This is a genomic window from Blautia sp. HA3515, from assembly GCF_059933065.1.
Genome location: NZ_JAYFUY010000049.1, coordinates 1 through 15042, shown reverse-complemented (window position 1 = coordinate 15042; position 15042 = coordinate 1). Strand labels below are relative to the sequence as shown.

The following is a 15042-nucleotide window of genomic DNA, read 5'->3' as shown; positions in this document are numbered from 1 at the left end:
GCGGCAAATCCCGGATTTTTTCTTGTCTGGTCTGTTAATAAGGAAATGTATTCCAGGATAGGATCCGAAATATATACATTATCCGTCTCCTGCTGCATTTCCAGGATTTTATCAGTATCCAGAATTTTACGCACACTATCCAGAGGATTGGTTTTCTGCCTGTCACGAAGCAGTTCTACCTGGCTTTTCACATCCGGATACCCCATACTGAGCCTTACCATAAAACGGTCAAGCTGAGATTCCGGAAGCATCTGCGTGCCTGCAGTTCGCCAGCGGTATTCTGGGTCGCGATCACCACAAAGGGTTTAGGCACTTCATAGGTCACGCCATCCACTGTCACATTGCCTTCTTCCATAACCTCCAACAATGCTGACTGTGTCTTACTGGAAGTACGGTTTATCTCATCTGCCAGAAGCATATTGCACATCACTGCACCGGGATGATACTGGAACTGTCCGTTTTCCTTATTATACATGGTAAATCCGGTAACATCTGATGGAACTACATCCGGCGTAAACTGAATTCTTCTGAAATCCAGTCCCAAGATCTTGCTTAAACCCAACGCTGTGGTTGTTTTTCCCACCCCTGGCACATCTTCCAGAAGAATGTGGCCTCTGGCCAGAAATGCCATAAGGATTTTATCTGTAACTTCCTTTTTTCCGATAATAACACTGGCAAGTTCTTTTTGTACTTGTTCCATTATTTCTGCCATAACTTTCCCTTTCTTTAACTTCCTGCAATCAAGTCGAGCAGCTGCGAGACTTGGCGCGTGATTCTGGTCAGCGTAAGCTGACATATTCTTTACAGAATCACTGCGCATCCTCGCGGAGCGTTTATCTCAGTCGGAGATTGGACTCCCACTGAGACGAACTTGCTGTTACTCACCACCTGAAAGATGTGGGAGTCTTCTCGACTGAGATAAAAAAAGCGTAATACCCTGTGTGGTATTACGCCTGATTATCAAAACCTGCTTTTTGGACTGCCTAATACACTACGCAAGAAATATCCCTGTAAGTCTGTCTTCCAGGCAGCCTACAAGAATAACAATTTCCTTCCCCATTATCAATACGTGCACTATATAACTGGCAGCATCTTTGAGCAGTATCTCTGACTTAAAAACAGATTCCAAAATCTTTGTATCTTACAGCAACCTGTTTTCACACAGAAGCACGACTGTTCAGGACTCTCACCTGATCTTCTCTTAGCTGTCTTCCAAACAATCCCGTTGTAGAAGACAGGACTCAAAGCCGGTCATTGTTCTATATTCGTTTTGCAAAGAATTGTAACATATTTTTATATTAAATGCAACACATGGCATGATGTTGGAGGCAAAAGCCCAAAGCTATGATAGCTACGGATTGTTTCGCACAACGCACTCCCTCAATCCTACCCTATATTCGCATATCGTGGCCTTTTTCCAAGGATCACCGCACTTACAGGTTCCACAGTAACTACGTCTTTGCAGAATGTGTTGCCACAGATCCTGCCATCTTTTACAAGGATCTCCCAGTCACCTTCCGGAAGGGATCTTTCAATCGTTTTGCCAGATGCGTTATACGCAATGTACAGCTGTGTCCAGGCAGCGTGTTTCCCGGGAACCAGATTATCCACAGTAAAGCCTGCCGCCTGTGACTGGACCCACAGATCCCGGATCCTTCCGAAAGCCTGTGCTGTCTTGTCACACAATCCGGGCATCTGTTTGCGAAGCCGGATCAGCCCCTGATAAAAACTTACCAGCTCTTCATTTTCATAAGCCCTCTGCCAGTCCAGACGGTTCAGTTCTATGGGCAGGTTAAAGCTATTCTCCTCCCCGTCCTTGGTCCTTGCAAATTCCTCTCCGGATAACAGGAACAGATTGCCCTGACAGGTCATATAAACGGCTGTTGCCAGTTTATTTACCCTGAGAAGTTTCTCTCTGGAGGCACCTTTCATTGTTGCCAGAAGCTTATCCCACAAAGTAAGATTGTCATGTGCAGAAATATAGCTAATGATCTGTGCAGGTGATTTGATCTGGCTGCCTGGAATACACCAGGCCTTTACGCTGTCAAGTATCTTCTCCTCTAATCCGCCCTTTCCGTTTACAAAGCCAGGCACTTTTGCCTCAAACACATGACCCTTGATGGCATCTCTGGTATCATCGCAAAACATACCCACATTTTCATCCAGAAGACCAATATTAGACTTTAATGCCTGGATACTGCTGCCTTCCATAGCAGTTTTGTCTGCTGCCCATGGCTCACCGTAAACCAGTTTTTCCCCTTTTCCGTAACGTACATCCAGTTCCTTTCGGATCCTGTTCATAAGGTCTGTGTCCAGAAGCCCCATAAGGTCAAACCGAAAGCCGTCAATATGATATTCTTCTGCCCAGTAAAGCACGGACTGCAGGATGTAATCCCCGCACATTGGCCGCTCACTTGCCATATCATTGCCGCAGGCAGAGCCATTGGAGATCTCGCCGTTTTCAAAGGAACGGTAATAATACCAGGGAACTGCTTTATTCAGATTTGTATCCAGAGAATACATATGGTTATACACCACATCCATGATCACACGAAAACCATTTTTGTGTAAAGCCTGTATCATCTCTTTAAATTCACGGATACGCACTTCCCCATGGCAGGGATCTGTAGCGTAAGAACCTTCCGGAACATTATAATTCACAGGATCGTACCCCCAGTTAAAGCCATGATCATCCTTCTCATCCACAGAGCCATAATCGTATACCGGCATCAGCTGCACATAAGTTACACCCAGCTGCTTCATATAATCCATTCCTGTTTGATGGATCCCGTCATTATTTAAAGTGGTATGTTCTTTTGTAAATGCTGTATATTTTCCACGGTCTTTTTCAGGAAATCCACCGGATCTGTCCCAGGAAAACTCCTTTACATGGATCTCATAAATAATATTTTCCTCTGCTTTTGCAGGAGCCTTATCTTCCTTCCAGCCTTTTGGGTCTTCACTTCCAGGCAATAATGCCATACTTCTTTTGCCGTTCACACCGCAGGCTCTGGCATAAGGATCTCCAAGCCATACCTGTTCTCCGTCCATAGAAAGCCTGAAATCATGATCTACTCCGTTCAGATTCTCTTCTGTTTCCCATCTCCAGGTTCCTTTTTCGCCCTTTTCCATAGGAAAAGATCCATATGCTTCTCCTGATTCTCCGTCATTGTACAGGTAAAGACATACTTCCTCTGCAAAGGGACTCCACAGCACAAAAGAAGTTTTCCCTTCTGTGCAGGTACACCCCAGATCCTGCCCTGTATATGTATAGTTATCCTTGAAATCTTCTGTATTATAGATCCTTTTCCATTCGCTGATGCTTCTCATAAATCCTTCATCCTTCCCACAAAAAATATTATATCTTCATAGTTTTCATATTATATCCAACTCCCTCCCCTTTGCCAAGCATTATTTTCCTGTATTAGTTTGCCATACTACCAATAATGTGCTACCCTGATACAAATGCGAAAAACTGTTTAAATCTCATAAATTTTATGAATTTCATAAATTCTTAAGACTTTCCTTTCGCCTATCTTAAAAAGGAATTGTTACGATCTGACCATTGGAGGTAAAAGAAATTGGCTAATATATTAGTATGTGATGATGACAAAGACATTGTAGAAGCGATCCACATTTATCTGCAGCAGGAAGGCCACCAGGTGCTGAAAGCCTATGACGGGGTGCAGGCTATGCAGGTTCTCCGCACCCAGGAGGTAGACCTTTTGATCATTGATGTGATGATGCCCAGGCTGGACGGGATCCGTGCCACACTAAAAATCCGTGAGGAAAATTCCCTTCCCATTATTATCCTGTCTGCCAAATCCGAAGATGCAGATAAGATCCTGGGATTGAATGTGGGGGCAGATGATTATGTAACAAAGCCCTTTAATCCGCTGGAGCTGGTGGCACGGGTCCGCTCCCAGCTGCGCCGGTATATGAAGCTTGGCTCTGTTTCCCAGGAAAAAAGCGGCCATATCTACGAAACCGGCGGCCTGATGGTAGATGATGACCGTAAAGAAGTTACAGTGGATGGAGAACCGGTGCGGCTTACCCCTATTGAATACAACATCCTGCTGTTATTGATCAAGCACCAGGGACGGGTATATTCCATTAACCAGATTTACGAAAATATATGGAACGAACAGGCCATTGCAGCTGATAATACCGTAGCTGTACATATCCGCCATATCCGTGAGAAAATAGAGATCAATCCAAAAGAGCCCCGTTATCTGAAGGTTGTATGGGGTCTTGGCTACAAAGTAGAGAAAATCTGATACTTTTTCTGAAAGGAGTTCTTATGAATCACAAATTTTACAGAAGCCGTCCCATGAAAGGTCTGGTCTGGATCCTGACCTGTGGTTTCCTGTGTGTATCCCTTGTATGCGGACTCTTTCTTTCTTACATGCTAAGCAAAGACCAGTCCCCTGTACAGATGGCTGATACCTATACAAAATCCAGCATGTTTGCAGACGATCTTGATATCGCTGCAGGAAAGATCACCGCTGCTTACTCAAATACTTCCCGTTTTTCTTCTGTTACAGATGATTCCTGCATGATCGACCTGGATGAAGTTTTGAATGACCAGCCTCTTTCCGGCAAAAACACTTCCGGCCTTGCCTATTCCTTCTCTGATCTGAAGAAATGGGTCAGTGATAGCTGGTCTTATGATTCTGATCCGGGCCACACAATTGTGATCTGTGAAAAAGAAGACGGCACAAAAGAATATTTCCCTTTCTCTGATTTTCAGGATCAGATAAAAAACGGCACTCTTAACTTCCGGTATAACCAGCAGTTTCTTCATGATGATGTGTGGACAGAGAAAGAAGCATATGACATGATCATGAATGAACTGGAGTACGATTATTTTGAAAAAGAGTTTTCTGTCAATGCCCTTACCGGAATTTATGGCAGCGACAAAACCACATTGAAATATGTAAGTGTTTCCAACTGTACACAAACCCCTTTGGTGGAGGACTTTTCTCCGGAAGGAGGCACCAGTATCCTGGATATCCTGAATCATGATCCAAACTGGAATGACCGTGTTCTGGATGCACTGAATGCTCTGGAAAAAACATTATCTTTAGTATCCGCCTATATGGACAGCCAGAATGTGCTCCAGGAATATGAAACGGATTCCAACCTTACCTGGCTTTTAGTAGACAATGAGAATAAAAAGGCTTTTTCCAATCAGGATGTCTCCTACTCCTTGGCCGCATCTCTCCTGTCAAAGATGGAACAGACACCAGTATATGTTCTTGCAGGCTCCGACCACTCCTTTGAAACTGCAGGAACTGCCATCAGTAATACAGGCCATGGCATCCTGTCTGCCTCTGCCTGGCAGAAGAATATAGAAAGTTACCTTAATCTTTCAGATTATACCTTTGCAATGGCAGTGGATACAGACTATCCTGCTGCAGATGTTTTTTCTGCCCATGCAGATACCTATCAGATCTGCCAGAAATGGGCACGGCCTGCCCTGGCCGGTTTTGCTGCCGGTTTGATCCTTACACTGATTGGTTCCCTGTGGCTTTGCTTCAATGCAGGACGAACTTCAAAAGACGGTAATATCCACCTTACATTTACTGACAAATGGTTCACTGAGATTTACGTGGTAGTGCTTTTCCTGATCTGGTTTCTGCCCTTTGCTTATGTAATAAACCATTCCGCCTTGTTCACGCTTTATGAAAATGCACAAAGAGGAAGAAAAGCACATGCTTTTGTACTTATATGCCTTTTGTTATATACCTTTGTCCTGATGCTTTCCTTTGTCCTTGGCATGATCCGCAGGATCCGCACCAAAACCTTCTGGAAAAACAGTCTGACCTGCAGGATTTTCTCCCTGATCCGGCTGTTCTTCCATAAATTAAAAGATTTTTTTGCCCTGTATTTTACCAACACTGCCCTTAAAATAACCCTGACCCTGGGGCTGGCTGTTTTCCTGTTTTTCCAGTTTATTTTTTCCATACTTGCTGTAAATACCCCACAGGTTTTCCTGCTTCCCCTGTTTGTTATGGATGCAGCAGCACTGGTATGGGTGCTCAAAAAAGCAGACGGCCAGGATCAGATCACCCTTGGGCTTAAAAAGATCACGGAAGGAGACCTGCAGTATAAAATACCCACAGACCGTCTGAAAGGCAATCAGAAACGGACAGCAGAATATATCAACAATATTGGCAGCGGACTGGATGCTGCCGTTGATAAAAGTCTTCGGGATGAACGGCTGAAAACAGAGCTGATCACCAATGTTTCCCATGACATCAAAACACCCCTAACTTCCATTATCAATTACATTTCCCTACTGAAACAGGAGAATTTTACAGATCCAAAGATCTGCGGCTATCTGGATATCCTTGATGAAAAGGCCCACCGTCTGAAAACACTGACAGAAGATGTGGTGGAAGCCTCCAAGATCAGTACCGGAAATGTTTCCCTGAATATCCAGCCTTTGAATTTTACAGAGCTTGCCCAGCAGGTGTGCGGAGAATTTCAGGAGCAGTTCCAACGCAGGCAGCTGACCATTGTTACCCTTTTCTCTACCAAACAACCCACCATCCTGGCAGATGGTCAGAAAATGTGGCGTGTGCTTTCCAATCTTTTTACAAATATCTATAAGTATGCAATGGAAGGCACCCGAGTATATATTTCCCTGGAAAATCAAGGAACTAAGGTTGTTTTTACTGCCAAGAATATTTCAGCACAAGCTCTTAACTTCTCAGCTGACCAACTGACAGAACGCTTTATACGCGGGGATCTTTCCAGAAGCACAGAAGGCAGCGGTCTTGGCCTTTCCATTGCCAAAACTCTGACGGAGCTGCAAAAAGGCAGCTTCCGCCTGTATCTTGACGGAGATCTTTTTAAAGTAGTGATCACCTTCCCTGTGGAAAAGAAATTATCTGAGGAAGATAAATAAACAAGCAAAAGAAAAAACCAGATGCAGATCCTTATTCAGGGTCTTCACCTGGTTTTTTCTTTTATCTCCACTTTCCATCAGCAGCAAGAAGAGCACCTACGATCACCGCTTCATCCATCAGTCTGCAGGGTTGGATCAAATAAGTTCCCTGATTTGCCACAAATGCATATTCCTTTGTAAACCTGCGGATCCGTGAAAACAGAACCTCTCCCATTTTAGCTACGCCTCCGCCAATAAGAATCTTCTGGATTCCTCCAAGAGCCAGGACATTGGCCAGTCCGATAGAAAAGCTGGAGGCGATCCGATCCAGTTCTTCCATACAGAAAGTATCTTCCGCCTTTACCCCATCTCCAAGATCCTGACAGGTGATCCGCTCTCCGGCCTTGTACAAAGAAGAGCTTTCCGGTACATAGCCAGGCCGATTCAGGCGGGTCTCAATGCTTCTGCCGGAACAGATCAGCTCCAGACGGGTCATTGCCCCTGGTGTACTGCTCTGCCAGTCCGGGATCAGACTGTTTCCCAGATAGCCTGCCCCAAAACCGATCCCATCATAATTTTTTCCGTCAATGTAAAGGCCGCCGCCGATGCCAGTTCCGATGTTGGTATAAAACATGGATCTTGAACCGATCCCGGCACCGCAGTAAAGCTCTGCGATCCCACCGGCTACGGTATCATTCACGATCACTGCAGGAAGATGAAATTCTTCTTCAAACCACTTTTTCAGCTGAAAATCCTTCCATCCCGGAACCTGAAGTGAACAAAGCACACGACCGGTTGAGGACTCCAGCGGTCCGCCAAATCCAACGCCGATCCTGGACACATCCGGATACTCATCAAGCAGCTCCCTGATATTTTCGGACAGCCAGTCAAGAATGTCCTCTGCGCCTCTTTTATACTGAAGCTTTACATTCCTGCTGACAATAATATTTCCGTTCCCATAGCCAACCCCGATCTGCTGCTTGGTACCGCCGATTTCTACGCCAATATACTTATTCATGCCACTGGGCTCCATATTTCTTTTCAATATCTGAGATCATCTGCACACGCATTGCATGACGGCATTAATACTTTTTTTGCATTCATGTTATTTTACACTGGCAAAATAAGCCAAAGCTCCACCGATCACACCACTGGTCTGAGTATGCTCAGGGAAAACAAACTGAATATCCTCTGCCGGATAAGGATGTCTGCAGCGTATTCTGATCTGCTCAAGAAGCCTTTCCATAGGGAAGTCCTTCATGATCATCACACCGCCTGCCATTAATACATAATCCGGATCCAGAATCGTGATTTCTGTACTGATAGGATAAGACAAAATATCTATGTATTCCTGGATCACAGGATCATCTCCGTGTTTTGTGAAAATATCATCGATCACTGTATCCGGGAAATATTCCGCCCTTATTTCCTGCAGATGCTTGCCTGAACAATGAAGTTCACTACATTCTTTGCCGCCGCATCCACACTGTCCATGGGCACCTCTAAGTGGAATATGACCAAGCTCTCCTGCAACCCCATGCTTTCCGCAATGAAGACTGCCATTTATATACACGGCATTTCCAAAGCCAGTGCCAAGATACATACCAAGAATGGTTTTGTCACGATCAGGATCAATATCAAAATTCTTGATATCATTCATCAGGAGATAGTTCACATCCCTGTCTACAAACACCGGCATCTGAAGGGCATCTCTTAAAAGATGTCCCAGATCCATGTTCTCAAGACCTTTCAGGTTTGGAGAAGAATAGATAAAACTCTTATCCTTGCTTACTGCTGACGGAACTCCGATAGTGATAGCCAACTCTTCTTTGTTCAGCTGATATGTATCCATATATCTGAGTATCTCGTTTTTTAGATTTTCAACTGCATTATCGGATACCAGAGAACCACTGGATTTCTTTTCAAAATGTTCCAGATTTCCATTGTGATCCACAACTCCGAACCGCAGGTTGGTTCCTCCGATGTCAATTCCAATTACTTTTTTCATAGATTTCTCCTGTCCTCAGGCATTCACTTCCTGATTGAAGTCTGCGATCATCTTATCCCAGGCTGTTTCCAGATTGGAATCCAGTCCAAACAATCCTGTAGAACCTACAACGAACACTTCTGTTCCAGCTTCCGTCAGCTGCTTGAAGGTTCTCTTATTGCAGGATCCGTCTACCTCGATCAGATAATTATATCCATTTTCTTCCTTCAACTGTTTCAGTTCCCGGATCTTGTCTAACATTTCCGGGATGAATGGCTGTCCGGAAAAACCAGGATCAACGCTCATTACTGTGATCTTGTCCAGCTTGTGGATGTAGTGCTTAATATAAGATACCGGTGTTGCAGGATTCAGTACAACGCCAACCTTGCATCCATTATCATGAATCTTGTTGATGATACGAAATGCTTCGGAATTGATAGTCTCAGCATGAGGGCAGATAAAGCCTGCACCGGCTTTTGCCAAAGGTTCAATAAAATCATCCGGTGTAGTTACCATCAGATGACAATCCAGCGGAATGTCACAGATGGGATGGATCGCTTTTACAAAATCCGGGGACAGAGTAATATTTTTAACAAAATGTCCATCCATGATATCTACATGATAAAAGTCTGCACGTTTATTCAGAATCTGGATCTGCTCTTTGATATTAAGAAGATCCATACACATTAATGAAGGATTAAACATTGGTTTCATTTCTTTTCTCTCCTTAAGCCAAAAACTGTAATTTTATTTGAATTTGTAACATGATTCGGGTGTGAAAACACCTGAATCCAGATTATTTCTTACTTACTACGAAATGGTCGATTGCAACAGAGATAATGATCAGAGCGCCCATTACAACTCCCGGATCTTACCTTTATCACCCATAAAGCTTGTTCCACTGATGATGGAAGCTTGCCTACGAAAAGGTTTTCTAAAATAGATAACTCGTTAATTACACTTAATTCCTGGTAAATAATACTGATGTAGCCTTCATAGAAATCTTAGTAAAGTTTCCATATTACCATTTTTCTCTGTTATTATAAAGTGAACGTGCTCCTTTCCTGTATATTTTTTTATAATTTGGAACATATTTTGAATATTTTTGCACATATTTGTTAGGTAAAGGATTACACAAATGATGGACAACTTCTTTTCATTCATAGTAATGACCACCTTATTTTTCATTGCGTAAACCTTTACGTAACTTATGGTGTAATCATAATACCCGTGTTATGATTTGTCAATATACCTTTTATCATTTCGTCAGTTTCGCTTATTTGAAGCATTATTTTTATGCACATTTCACAACACGCAAACAGAGCTGCTTCCTCAGCCCTGGAAACAGCCCTATCACAGTTGGGATTTTTGCCCCAACATCAATTTTGAGAGAGTTATACGATACGATCTGGTTATCAAAGCGCCAAATCCTGGTTACTTACGGATAACCTTAATATCCTTTGTGATCTTTGCAGCCTTTAAGTACTTTTTGTATGCTTTGTATTTTGCTTTTGGAACGTAGATCTTTGCCCCCTTCTTCACCTTGCGGAATGCATTTACCTCAATCTTCTTCACCGCTTTGGATCTGATGGTGATCTTCTTCAGGTTTCTGCAGCCCTCAAAAGCCTGTCGTCCGATCTTTGTGATCTTCGCACCTATTGTTACCTGCACAAGCCTTTTATTATTTCTGAATGCTTTTGCATTGATGGCAGTAACCTGATACGTATAGCTGCCAAGCTTTACAGATGCAGGAATAGTGATCTTTTTCTCTGTTTTCTTCACAGGACGCATTACCGTTACAGTCTTTTTAGAAGCTGTGGATGCTGTCACCTTGTAGATCAGCCCTTTCACCTTATGCTGGCTTCCCCTCTTTGGAAGAGCAGGTGCAGACGGTGCAGCTGTAGGTGTTGGTGTCTGTGTATTTCCCGGTGTTACACCTTGCTCCGGTGCCTTGGTAGGTGTTGGTGCTTCACTAGGCGCCGGTGCTTCTGATGGAGACGGTGCTGTGCTAGGCTTCGGTGCTTCTGATGGCAATGGTGCTGTACTTGGCTCTGGCTCAGTGCCGCCGGACCACTTGGCATACAGATCTGTAATATAATCAGACCGAGTGGTCCAGAACGGGATCTTCCAGTCAGCATGTCCGGTCGTATCATAAGTCCGGTCATCCTGGAAGCCGTAGAACTTCTGGCTGAAATTCTCGTCCAGGTACCAGCCCTCAAACTGATACCCTGCTCTCACCGGTGTAAAATTCACATCCGTATATTTATACGGATAGGTAGAATCCTTATCCCGATCCACTTCGCTGATCCAGGTATCCAATCCGTTCACTGTGCCGCCGTTCCCATGGAATACAGCGGTATAGCCCTTATTAAAGCTGAACCAGAAATCTCTGTTCTGCCCTGTTCCACCAGCATATCCGAAATATCCTGGCCAGTATTCATGAATAAAATATCTCTGGCCATTCTCTATGCCCTTTGTAAAATCATTTCCAAACAGAGAGGAACGTCCGTCAGAAGTTCCCATGCTTGTACAATGAAAGCCTTCCTTTACAGGCCCCCAGATTTTTACAGAATATGGCTCCAGAGTGGCAACTGTATAAGTAGACGGATTTGTTTTGCCCTGCAGACTTCCACCATCCAGATCATAGGTAAGATCACACTCCGACTCATAAATCCTTACAATCATGCTCTTGGCTCTAAGATTATAAGTTCGTATACAGTTCCCCTCGCCATCAAATTCATTCAGTGCCCCCATATTGTTACAGGCTGGCCCTTCTCCGTTGGCAGCTACCCGAAGAATTTTTCCTGTATGATTCACAAACCCGGAGATTACTTCTACATACTGTCCCTGCCGGTTGTAAATCTTAGTTGTGACAAACTCCAGTCCTTTCAGTGCTTCATTCAATTGTTCATTCCCAATCCCGGCTTTATATCCATCACTTGGACGCTCTGTAACAAAATGATTGGTAAACGGCCCTGTAGCTGCACTTTCCTTTGGGTAGTAGCAATATTCTGTAACATCCATGGCAACTCTCTGAACCACAGTTTCCGGTGTGCCGCTGCTTGCAGGATAAATTTTCTGCTTTCCCTCCACCTTCAGAGTGTCCCCCGGCATAATCGGTCCGCTTATAAAATCCACTGTCCTTGTTTCTGTTGCATTGATCTGGTAGGTGGTATCTTCCTTACATGTGATCTCTCTTGCTGCTGCCGGAACCTGGGTCAGCATCACTGCTGCTGCCGCTGTCCCCAAAGCCACTGCCAGCCTGTGCAGCCATCTTCCTTTTTTCATTCTCAATAATCATACCCTCCTTTTCCTTCAGTTAGTCTTTTCTCTATTTTACTATATATTTTCTTATAAATTATGATATTTCCGATTTTGTCATTGCCAAAACCGGAAAACTCCCTTAAACGCCAAAAAGAGCTGCCACGTTTTCATGCAGCAGCTCCCTATAGGGGATAGGGTCAAAACCCTTAACAAATTATAGACAGATTGCTGTTTTATGTATTACTTCATAAAAGTTATTTCATAAAAGCAGCCATCTCTTTTTCAAAATCATACTCATGCTCGTTATTCCTATGCTCTCCTGTAATGGCAAACTCCACCCATTCAGCAATATTCACGGCATGATCACCAATTCTCTCAAAATATTTTGCAGTCATAAGAATATCCAGACCAGTACGCGCATCAAGCTTTTTTCCGTAGATCTGATCCGCCAGATTCTCCTTGATCTCATTGAAAGCATTGTCCACAATGTCATCACTGTCGATCACATATCTGCTCTTTTTAAGATCCATGTCCACAAAAGCTTCAATACTTCCCTGAACCATATGTACCGTAGCATCTGCGATTCCTGCAATATCTGCGGACACCTTTACTGCTGCAGTATCCATATGAAGCGCCAGATCTGCAATATCCGCAGCCTGATCTCCGATTCTTTCCATATCTGCCACCATACGAAGTGCAGCTGAGATCCGCCGAAGATCTCCGGCAACCGGCTGCTGAAGAAGCAGCAGTTTCATGCATTGTCCTTCAATCTCACGCTCTTTTGCATCAATATCCCGATCCGTTTCAAATACCTGACGGACGACCTGATCCCCGCCTCCACGAACAGCTTCTGCGGAAAGAGTAATCGCCTGTTCACACAGATTTCCTATTGCGATCATCTGTGCATGCAATTCTTCCAGCTTTCTTTCAAAATGCGTTCCCATAGTCTTTAACCAAACCTTCCTGTAATATAGTCCTCTGTTCTCTTATCCTGAGGCATGGAAAACAGCTTCTGTGTCTTGGCAAACTCTACCACTTCGCCTAGTAAGAAGAACCCTGTTTTGTCGGAAATTCTGGTTGCCTGCTGCATATTATGTGTAACGATCACAATAGTATAGTCCTTCTTTAATTCCATTGCCAGTTCCTCAATCCTTGAAGTAGAAATAGGATCCAGCGCAGAGGTAGGCTCATCCATAAGAAGAACTTCCGGCTGCACAGCCAGAGCTCTTGCAATGCAAAGACGCTGCTGCTGGCCACCGGACATCCCCAGTGCACTCTTTTTTAATCTGTCCTTAACCTCGTCCCAGATTGCTGCATCACGCAGGGATTTTTCCACGATCTCATCCAGCTTTGCTTTGGAACGGATCCCGTGTGTTCTTGGTCCATAGGCAATATTATCGTAAATACTCATAGGGAAAGGATTAGGCTTCTGGAAAACCATACCTACTCTTTTTCGCAGCAGATTCACATCCATATCTCCGTAAATATCCTGCCCATCCAGTTCTACTTTTCCTGTGATCTTACACCCTTCCACCAGATCATTCATCCTGTTCAGGGACTTTAACAGGGTAGATTTTCCACAGCCGCTGGGGCCGATAAATGCGGTTATTTCCTTCTCAGGTATCTCCATATTGATATTCTTTAATGCATGGAAATTACCATAATGCAGATCCATATTACTGATCTGGATTTTCGTTTTTTCACTCATAAAATTATCCTTTCGCTATCCTTTTTGCCACGCGGCCGGACAGCCAGTTAATAAGCATTACAAATAACAAAATGATCACAGCCGTTGCTGCTGCCTGGTTCATGTGCAGACCTTCACAGGAAAGTACATACATGTGAAGTGCCAGAGTACGGCCTGAGCCCATCAGACTGTCCGGAACTTTCGGAAGTGTACCGGAGGTATAGATCAGCGCAGCTGTCTCACCAACTACTCTTCCTACTGCAAGGATCACACCTGCCAGGATCCCTGGAACTGCTGAAGGAAGTACAATGGTAAAAATCGTCCGAAGTTTTCCTGCACCAAGGCCAAAACTGGCTTCCCGGTAGGAATCTGGAACTGATTTTAAGGCTTCCTCGGATGTACGCATGATCAGGGGAAGGATCATAATAACCATAGTAAATGCACCTGCAAGCAGAGACATTTTCCACTTCAGTGCTGTTAAAAAAACAGCATACCAAACAGACCAAATACAATAGACGGAATACCGGAAAGTGTTTCTGCCGTAATACGGATCACATTCACAAGACGGCTTCCTTTTTTTGCATATTCCACCAGATAGATTGCCGCAAAAATCCCCAGCGGTGCGGCGATCACCAATGATACCACTGTCATAATAAAAGTATTGATCAGTGCCGGAACAAGTGAAACATTATCGGATGTATAAGTAAAGGAAAACAGATCCTTATTCAAATATGGAATTCCTTTTACCAGTATATATGCGATCAGGAATAATAACACTGCAAAGGTTATACCTGCTGCCAGGATCGTTAAAAATTTCAGGATTTTTGATCCAATATATTTAGGTTTTGCTGACTTCGTTCTTGTATAAGCCACAGAACCTCCTATCGTCATTGCTGCATCACCCTTCATTTTCGCTCCTCCTGTTCAACAGAGAAAGACTGAGATTTATGATCAGAATAAATACAAACAACACAACAGCCGTTGCGATCAATGCCTGCCTGTGCAGTCCGGTTGCATACCCCATATCTGTTACAATATTCATAGTCAATGTACGTACACCTTTCAGCAATCCTTTTGGCATTCTGGGCTGATTTCCTGCGATCATTACTACTGCCATGGTTTCTCCGATGGCACGGCCGATTCCCAGTACAATACCTGCCAGGATTCCTGATTTTGCTGCTGGAAGCATAACCGCATATATGCTTCTTTCTT

12 protein-coding genes and 1 pseudogene are annotated in these 15042 nt (G+C 43.9%); 2 read left to right on the top strand and 11 right to left on the bottom strand.

Annotated features, from left to right (window positions below; all coding sequences use genetic code 11):
• The 3 genes from R1Y93_RS03685 to pulA all read right to left on the bottom strand — a co-directional run.
• A partial coding sequence (locus tag R1Y93_RS03685; RefSeq protein ID WP_500821666.1) for an AAA family ATPase occupies positions 1–251 on the bottom strand: 251 nt, incomplete at its 3' end.
• Positions 215–712 carry an AAA family ATPase gene (locus tag R1Y93_RS03680; RefSeq protein WP_500821665.1) on the bottom strand — a complete coding sequence of 166 codons (498 nt, stop codon included), beginning with the start codon at positions 710–712 and terminating at the stop codon, positions 215–217. The genes R1Y93_RS03685 and R1Y93_RS03680, both read right to left, overlap by 37 nt.
• Before the next feature lie 674 nt (positions 713–1386).
• Positions 1387–3330 (bottom strand): type I pullulanase, encoded by a 1944-nt coding sequence (gene pulA, locus R1Y93_RS03675; protein ID WP_500821664.1) that lies wholly within the window; start codon positions 3328–3330, stop codon positions 1387–1389.
• 251 nt (positions 3331–3581) lie between these two features.
• Here pulA and R1Y93_RS03670 point away from each other — a divergent pair, with 251 nt between their 5' ends.
• Together R1Y93_RS03670 and R1Y93_RS03665 are read left to right on the top strand one after the other, a co-directional pair.
• Positions 3582–4277 (top strand): response regulator transcription factor, encoded by a 696-nt coding sequence (locus tag R1Y93_RS03670; protein WP_158421203.1) that lies wholly within the window; start codon positions 3582–3584, stop codon positions 4275–4277.
• A 23-nt stretch (positions 4278–4300) separates the two neighbouring features.
• Positions 4301–6913 carry a sensor histidine kinase gene (locus R1Y93_RS03665; RefSeq protein WP_500821663.1) on the top strand — a complete coding sequence of 871 codons (2613 nt, stop codon included), beginning with the start codon at positions 4301–4303 and terminating at the stop codon, positions 6911–6913.
• 61 nt (positions 6914–6974) lie between these two features.
• On the opposite strand, the gene R1Y93_RS03660 is transcribed toward R1Y93_RS03665, so the two are convergent.
• From R1Y93_RS03660 to R1Y93_RS03625, 8 genes and pseudogenes are all read right to left on the bottom strand, one after another.
• The gene (locus R1Y93_RS03660; protein WP_500821662.1) at positions 6975–7910 is read right to left on the bottom strand and encodes an ROK family protein; all 936 of its coding nucleotides are present in this window, start codon (positions 7908–7910) and stop codon (positions 6975–6977) included.
• Between the two features lie 87 nt (positions 7911–7997).
• Positions 7998–8900, bottom strand: a complete 903-nt coding sequence (gene alsK / locus R1Y93_RS03655) for an allose kinase (protein ID WP_500821661.1) — start codon at positions 8898–8900, stop codon at positions 7998–8000.
• Between the two features lie 15 nt (positions 8901–8915).
• Positions 8916–9593, bottom strand: a complete 678-nt coding sequence (gene alsE / locus R1Y93_RS03650; RefSeq protein ID WP_500821660.1) for a D-allulose 6-phosphate 3-epimerase — start codon at positions 9591–9593, stop codon at positions 8916–8918.
• A gap of 720 nt (positions 9594–10313) precedes the next feature.
• Complete coding sequence (locus R1Y93_RS03645) at positions 10314–12167, bottom strand: leucine-rich repeat protein (protein ID WP_500821667.1); 1854 nt, start codon at positions 12165–12167, stop codon at positions 10314–10316.
• A gap of 230 nt (positions 12168–12397) precedes the next feature.
• Positions 12398–13087 carry a phosphate signaling complex protein PhoU gene (gene phoU / locus R1Y93_RS03640; protein ID WP_500821659.1) on the bottom strand — a complete coding sequence of 230 codons (690 nt, stop codon included), beginning with the start codon at positions 13085–13087 and terminating at the stop codon, positions 12398–12400.
• 5 nt (positions 13088–13092) lie between these two features.
• The gene (pstB, locus tag R1Y93_RS03635; RefSeq protein WP_158422489.1) at positions 13093–13851 is read right to left on the bottom strand and encodes a phosphate ABC transporter ATP-binding protein PstB; all 759 of its coding nucleotides are present in this window, start codon (positions 13849–13851) and stop codon (positions 13093–13095) included.
• A 4-nt stretch (positions 13852–13855) separates the two neighbouring features.
• Positions 13856–14721: pseudogene (gene pstA, locus R1Y93_RS03630) on the bottom strand (phosphate ABC transporter permease PstA).
• A 7-nt stretch (positions 14722–14728) separates the two neighbouring features.
• Positions 14729–15042, bottom strand: a 314-nt coding sequence (locus tag R1Y93_RS03625) for an ABC transporter permease subunit (protein WP_500821658.1), incomplete at its 5' end; no start/stop codon positions are given.

Coding starts and splice junctions, on each gene's coding strand:
- R1Y93_RS03680 (WP_500821665.1), bottom strand. CDS start 712: ATGGCAGAAATAATGGAACAAGTACAAAAAGAACTTGCCAGTGTTATT.
- pulA (WP_500821664.1), bottom strand. CDS start 3,330: ATGAGAAGCATCAGCGAATGGAAAAGGATCTATAATACAGAAGATTTC.
- R1Y93_RS03665 (WP_500821663.1), top strand. CDS start 4,301: ATGAATCACAAATTTTACAGAAGCCGTCCCATGAAAGGTCTGGTCTGG.
- R1Y93_RS03660 (WP_500821662.1), bottom strand. CDS start 7,910: ATGAATAAGTATATTGGCGTAGAAATCGGCGGTACCAAGCAGCAGATC.
- alsK (WP_500821661.1), bottom strand. CDS start 8,900: ATGAAAAAAGTAATTGGAATTGACATCGGAGGAACCAACCTGCGGTTC.
- alsE (WP_500821660.1), bottom strand. CDS start 9,593: ATGAAACCAATGTTTAATCCTTCATTAATGTGTATGGATCTTCTTAAT.
- R1Y93_RS03645 (WP_500821667.1), bottom strand. CDS start 12,167: ATGAAAAAAGGAAGATGGCTGCACAGGCTGGCAGTGGCTTTGGGGACA.
- phoU (WP_500821659.1), bottom strand. CDS start 13,087: ATGGGAACGCATTTTGAAAGAAAGCTGGAAGAATTGCATGCACAGATG.
- pstB (WP_158422489.1), bottom strand. CDS start 13,851: ATGAGTGAAAAAACGAAAATCCAGATCAGTAATATGGATCTGCATTAT.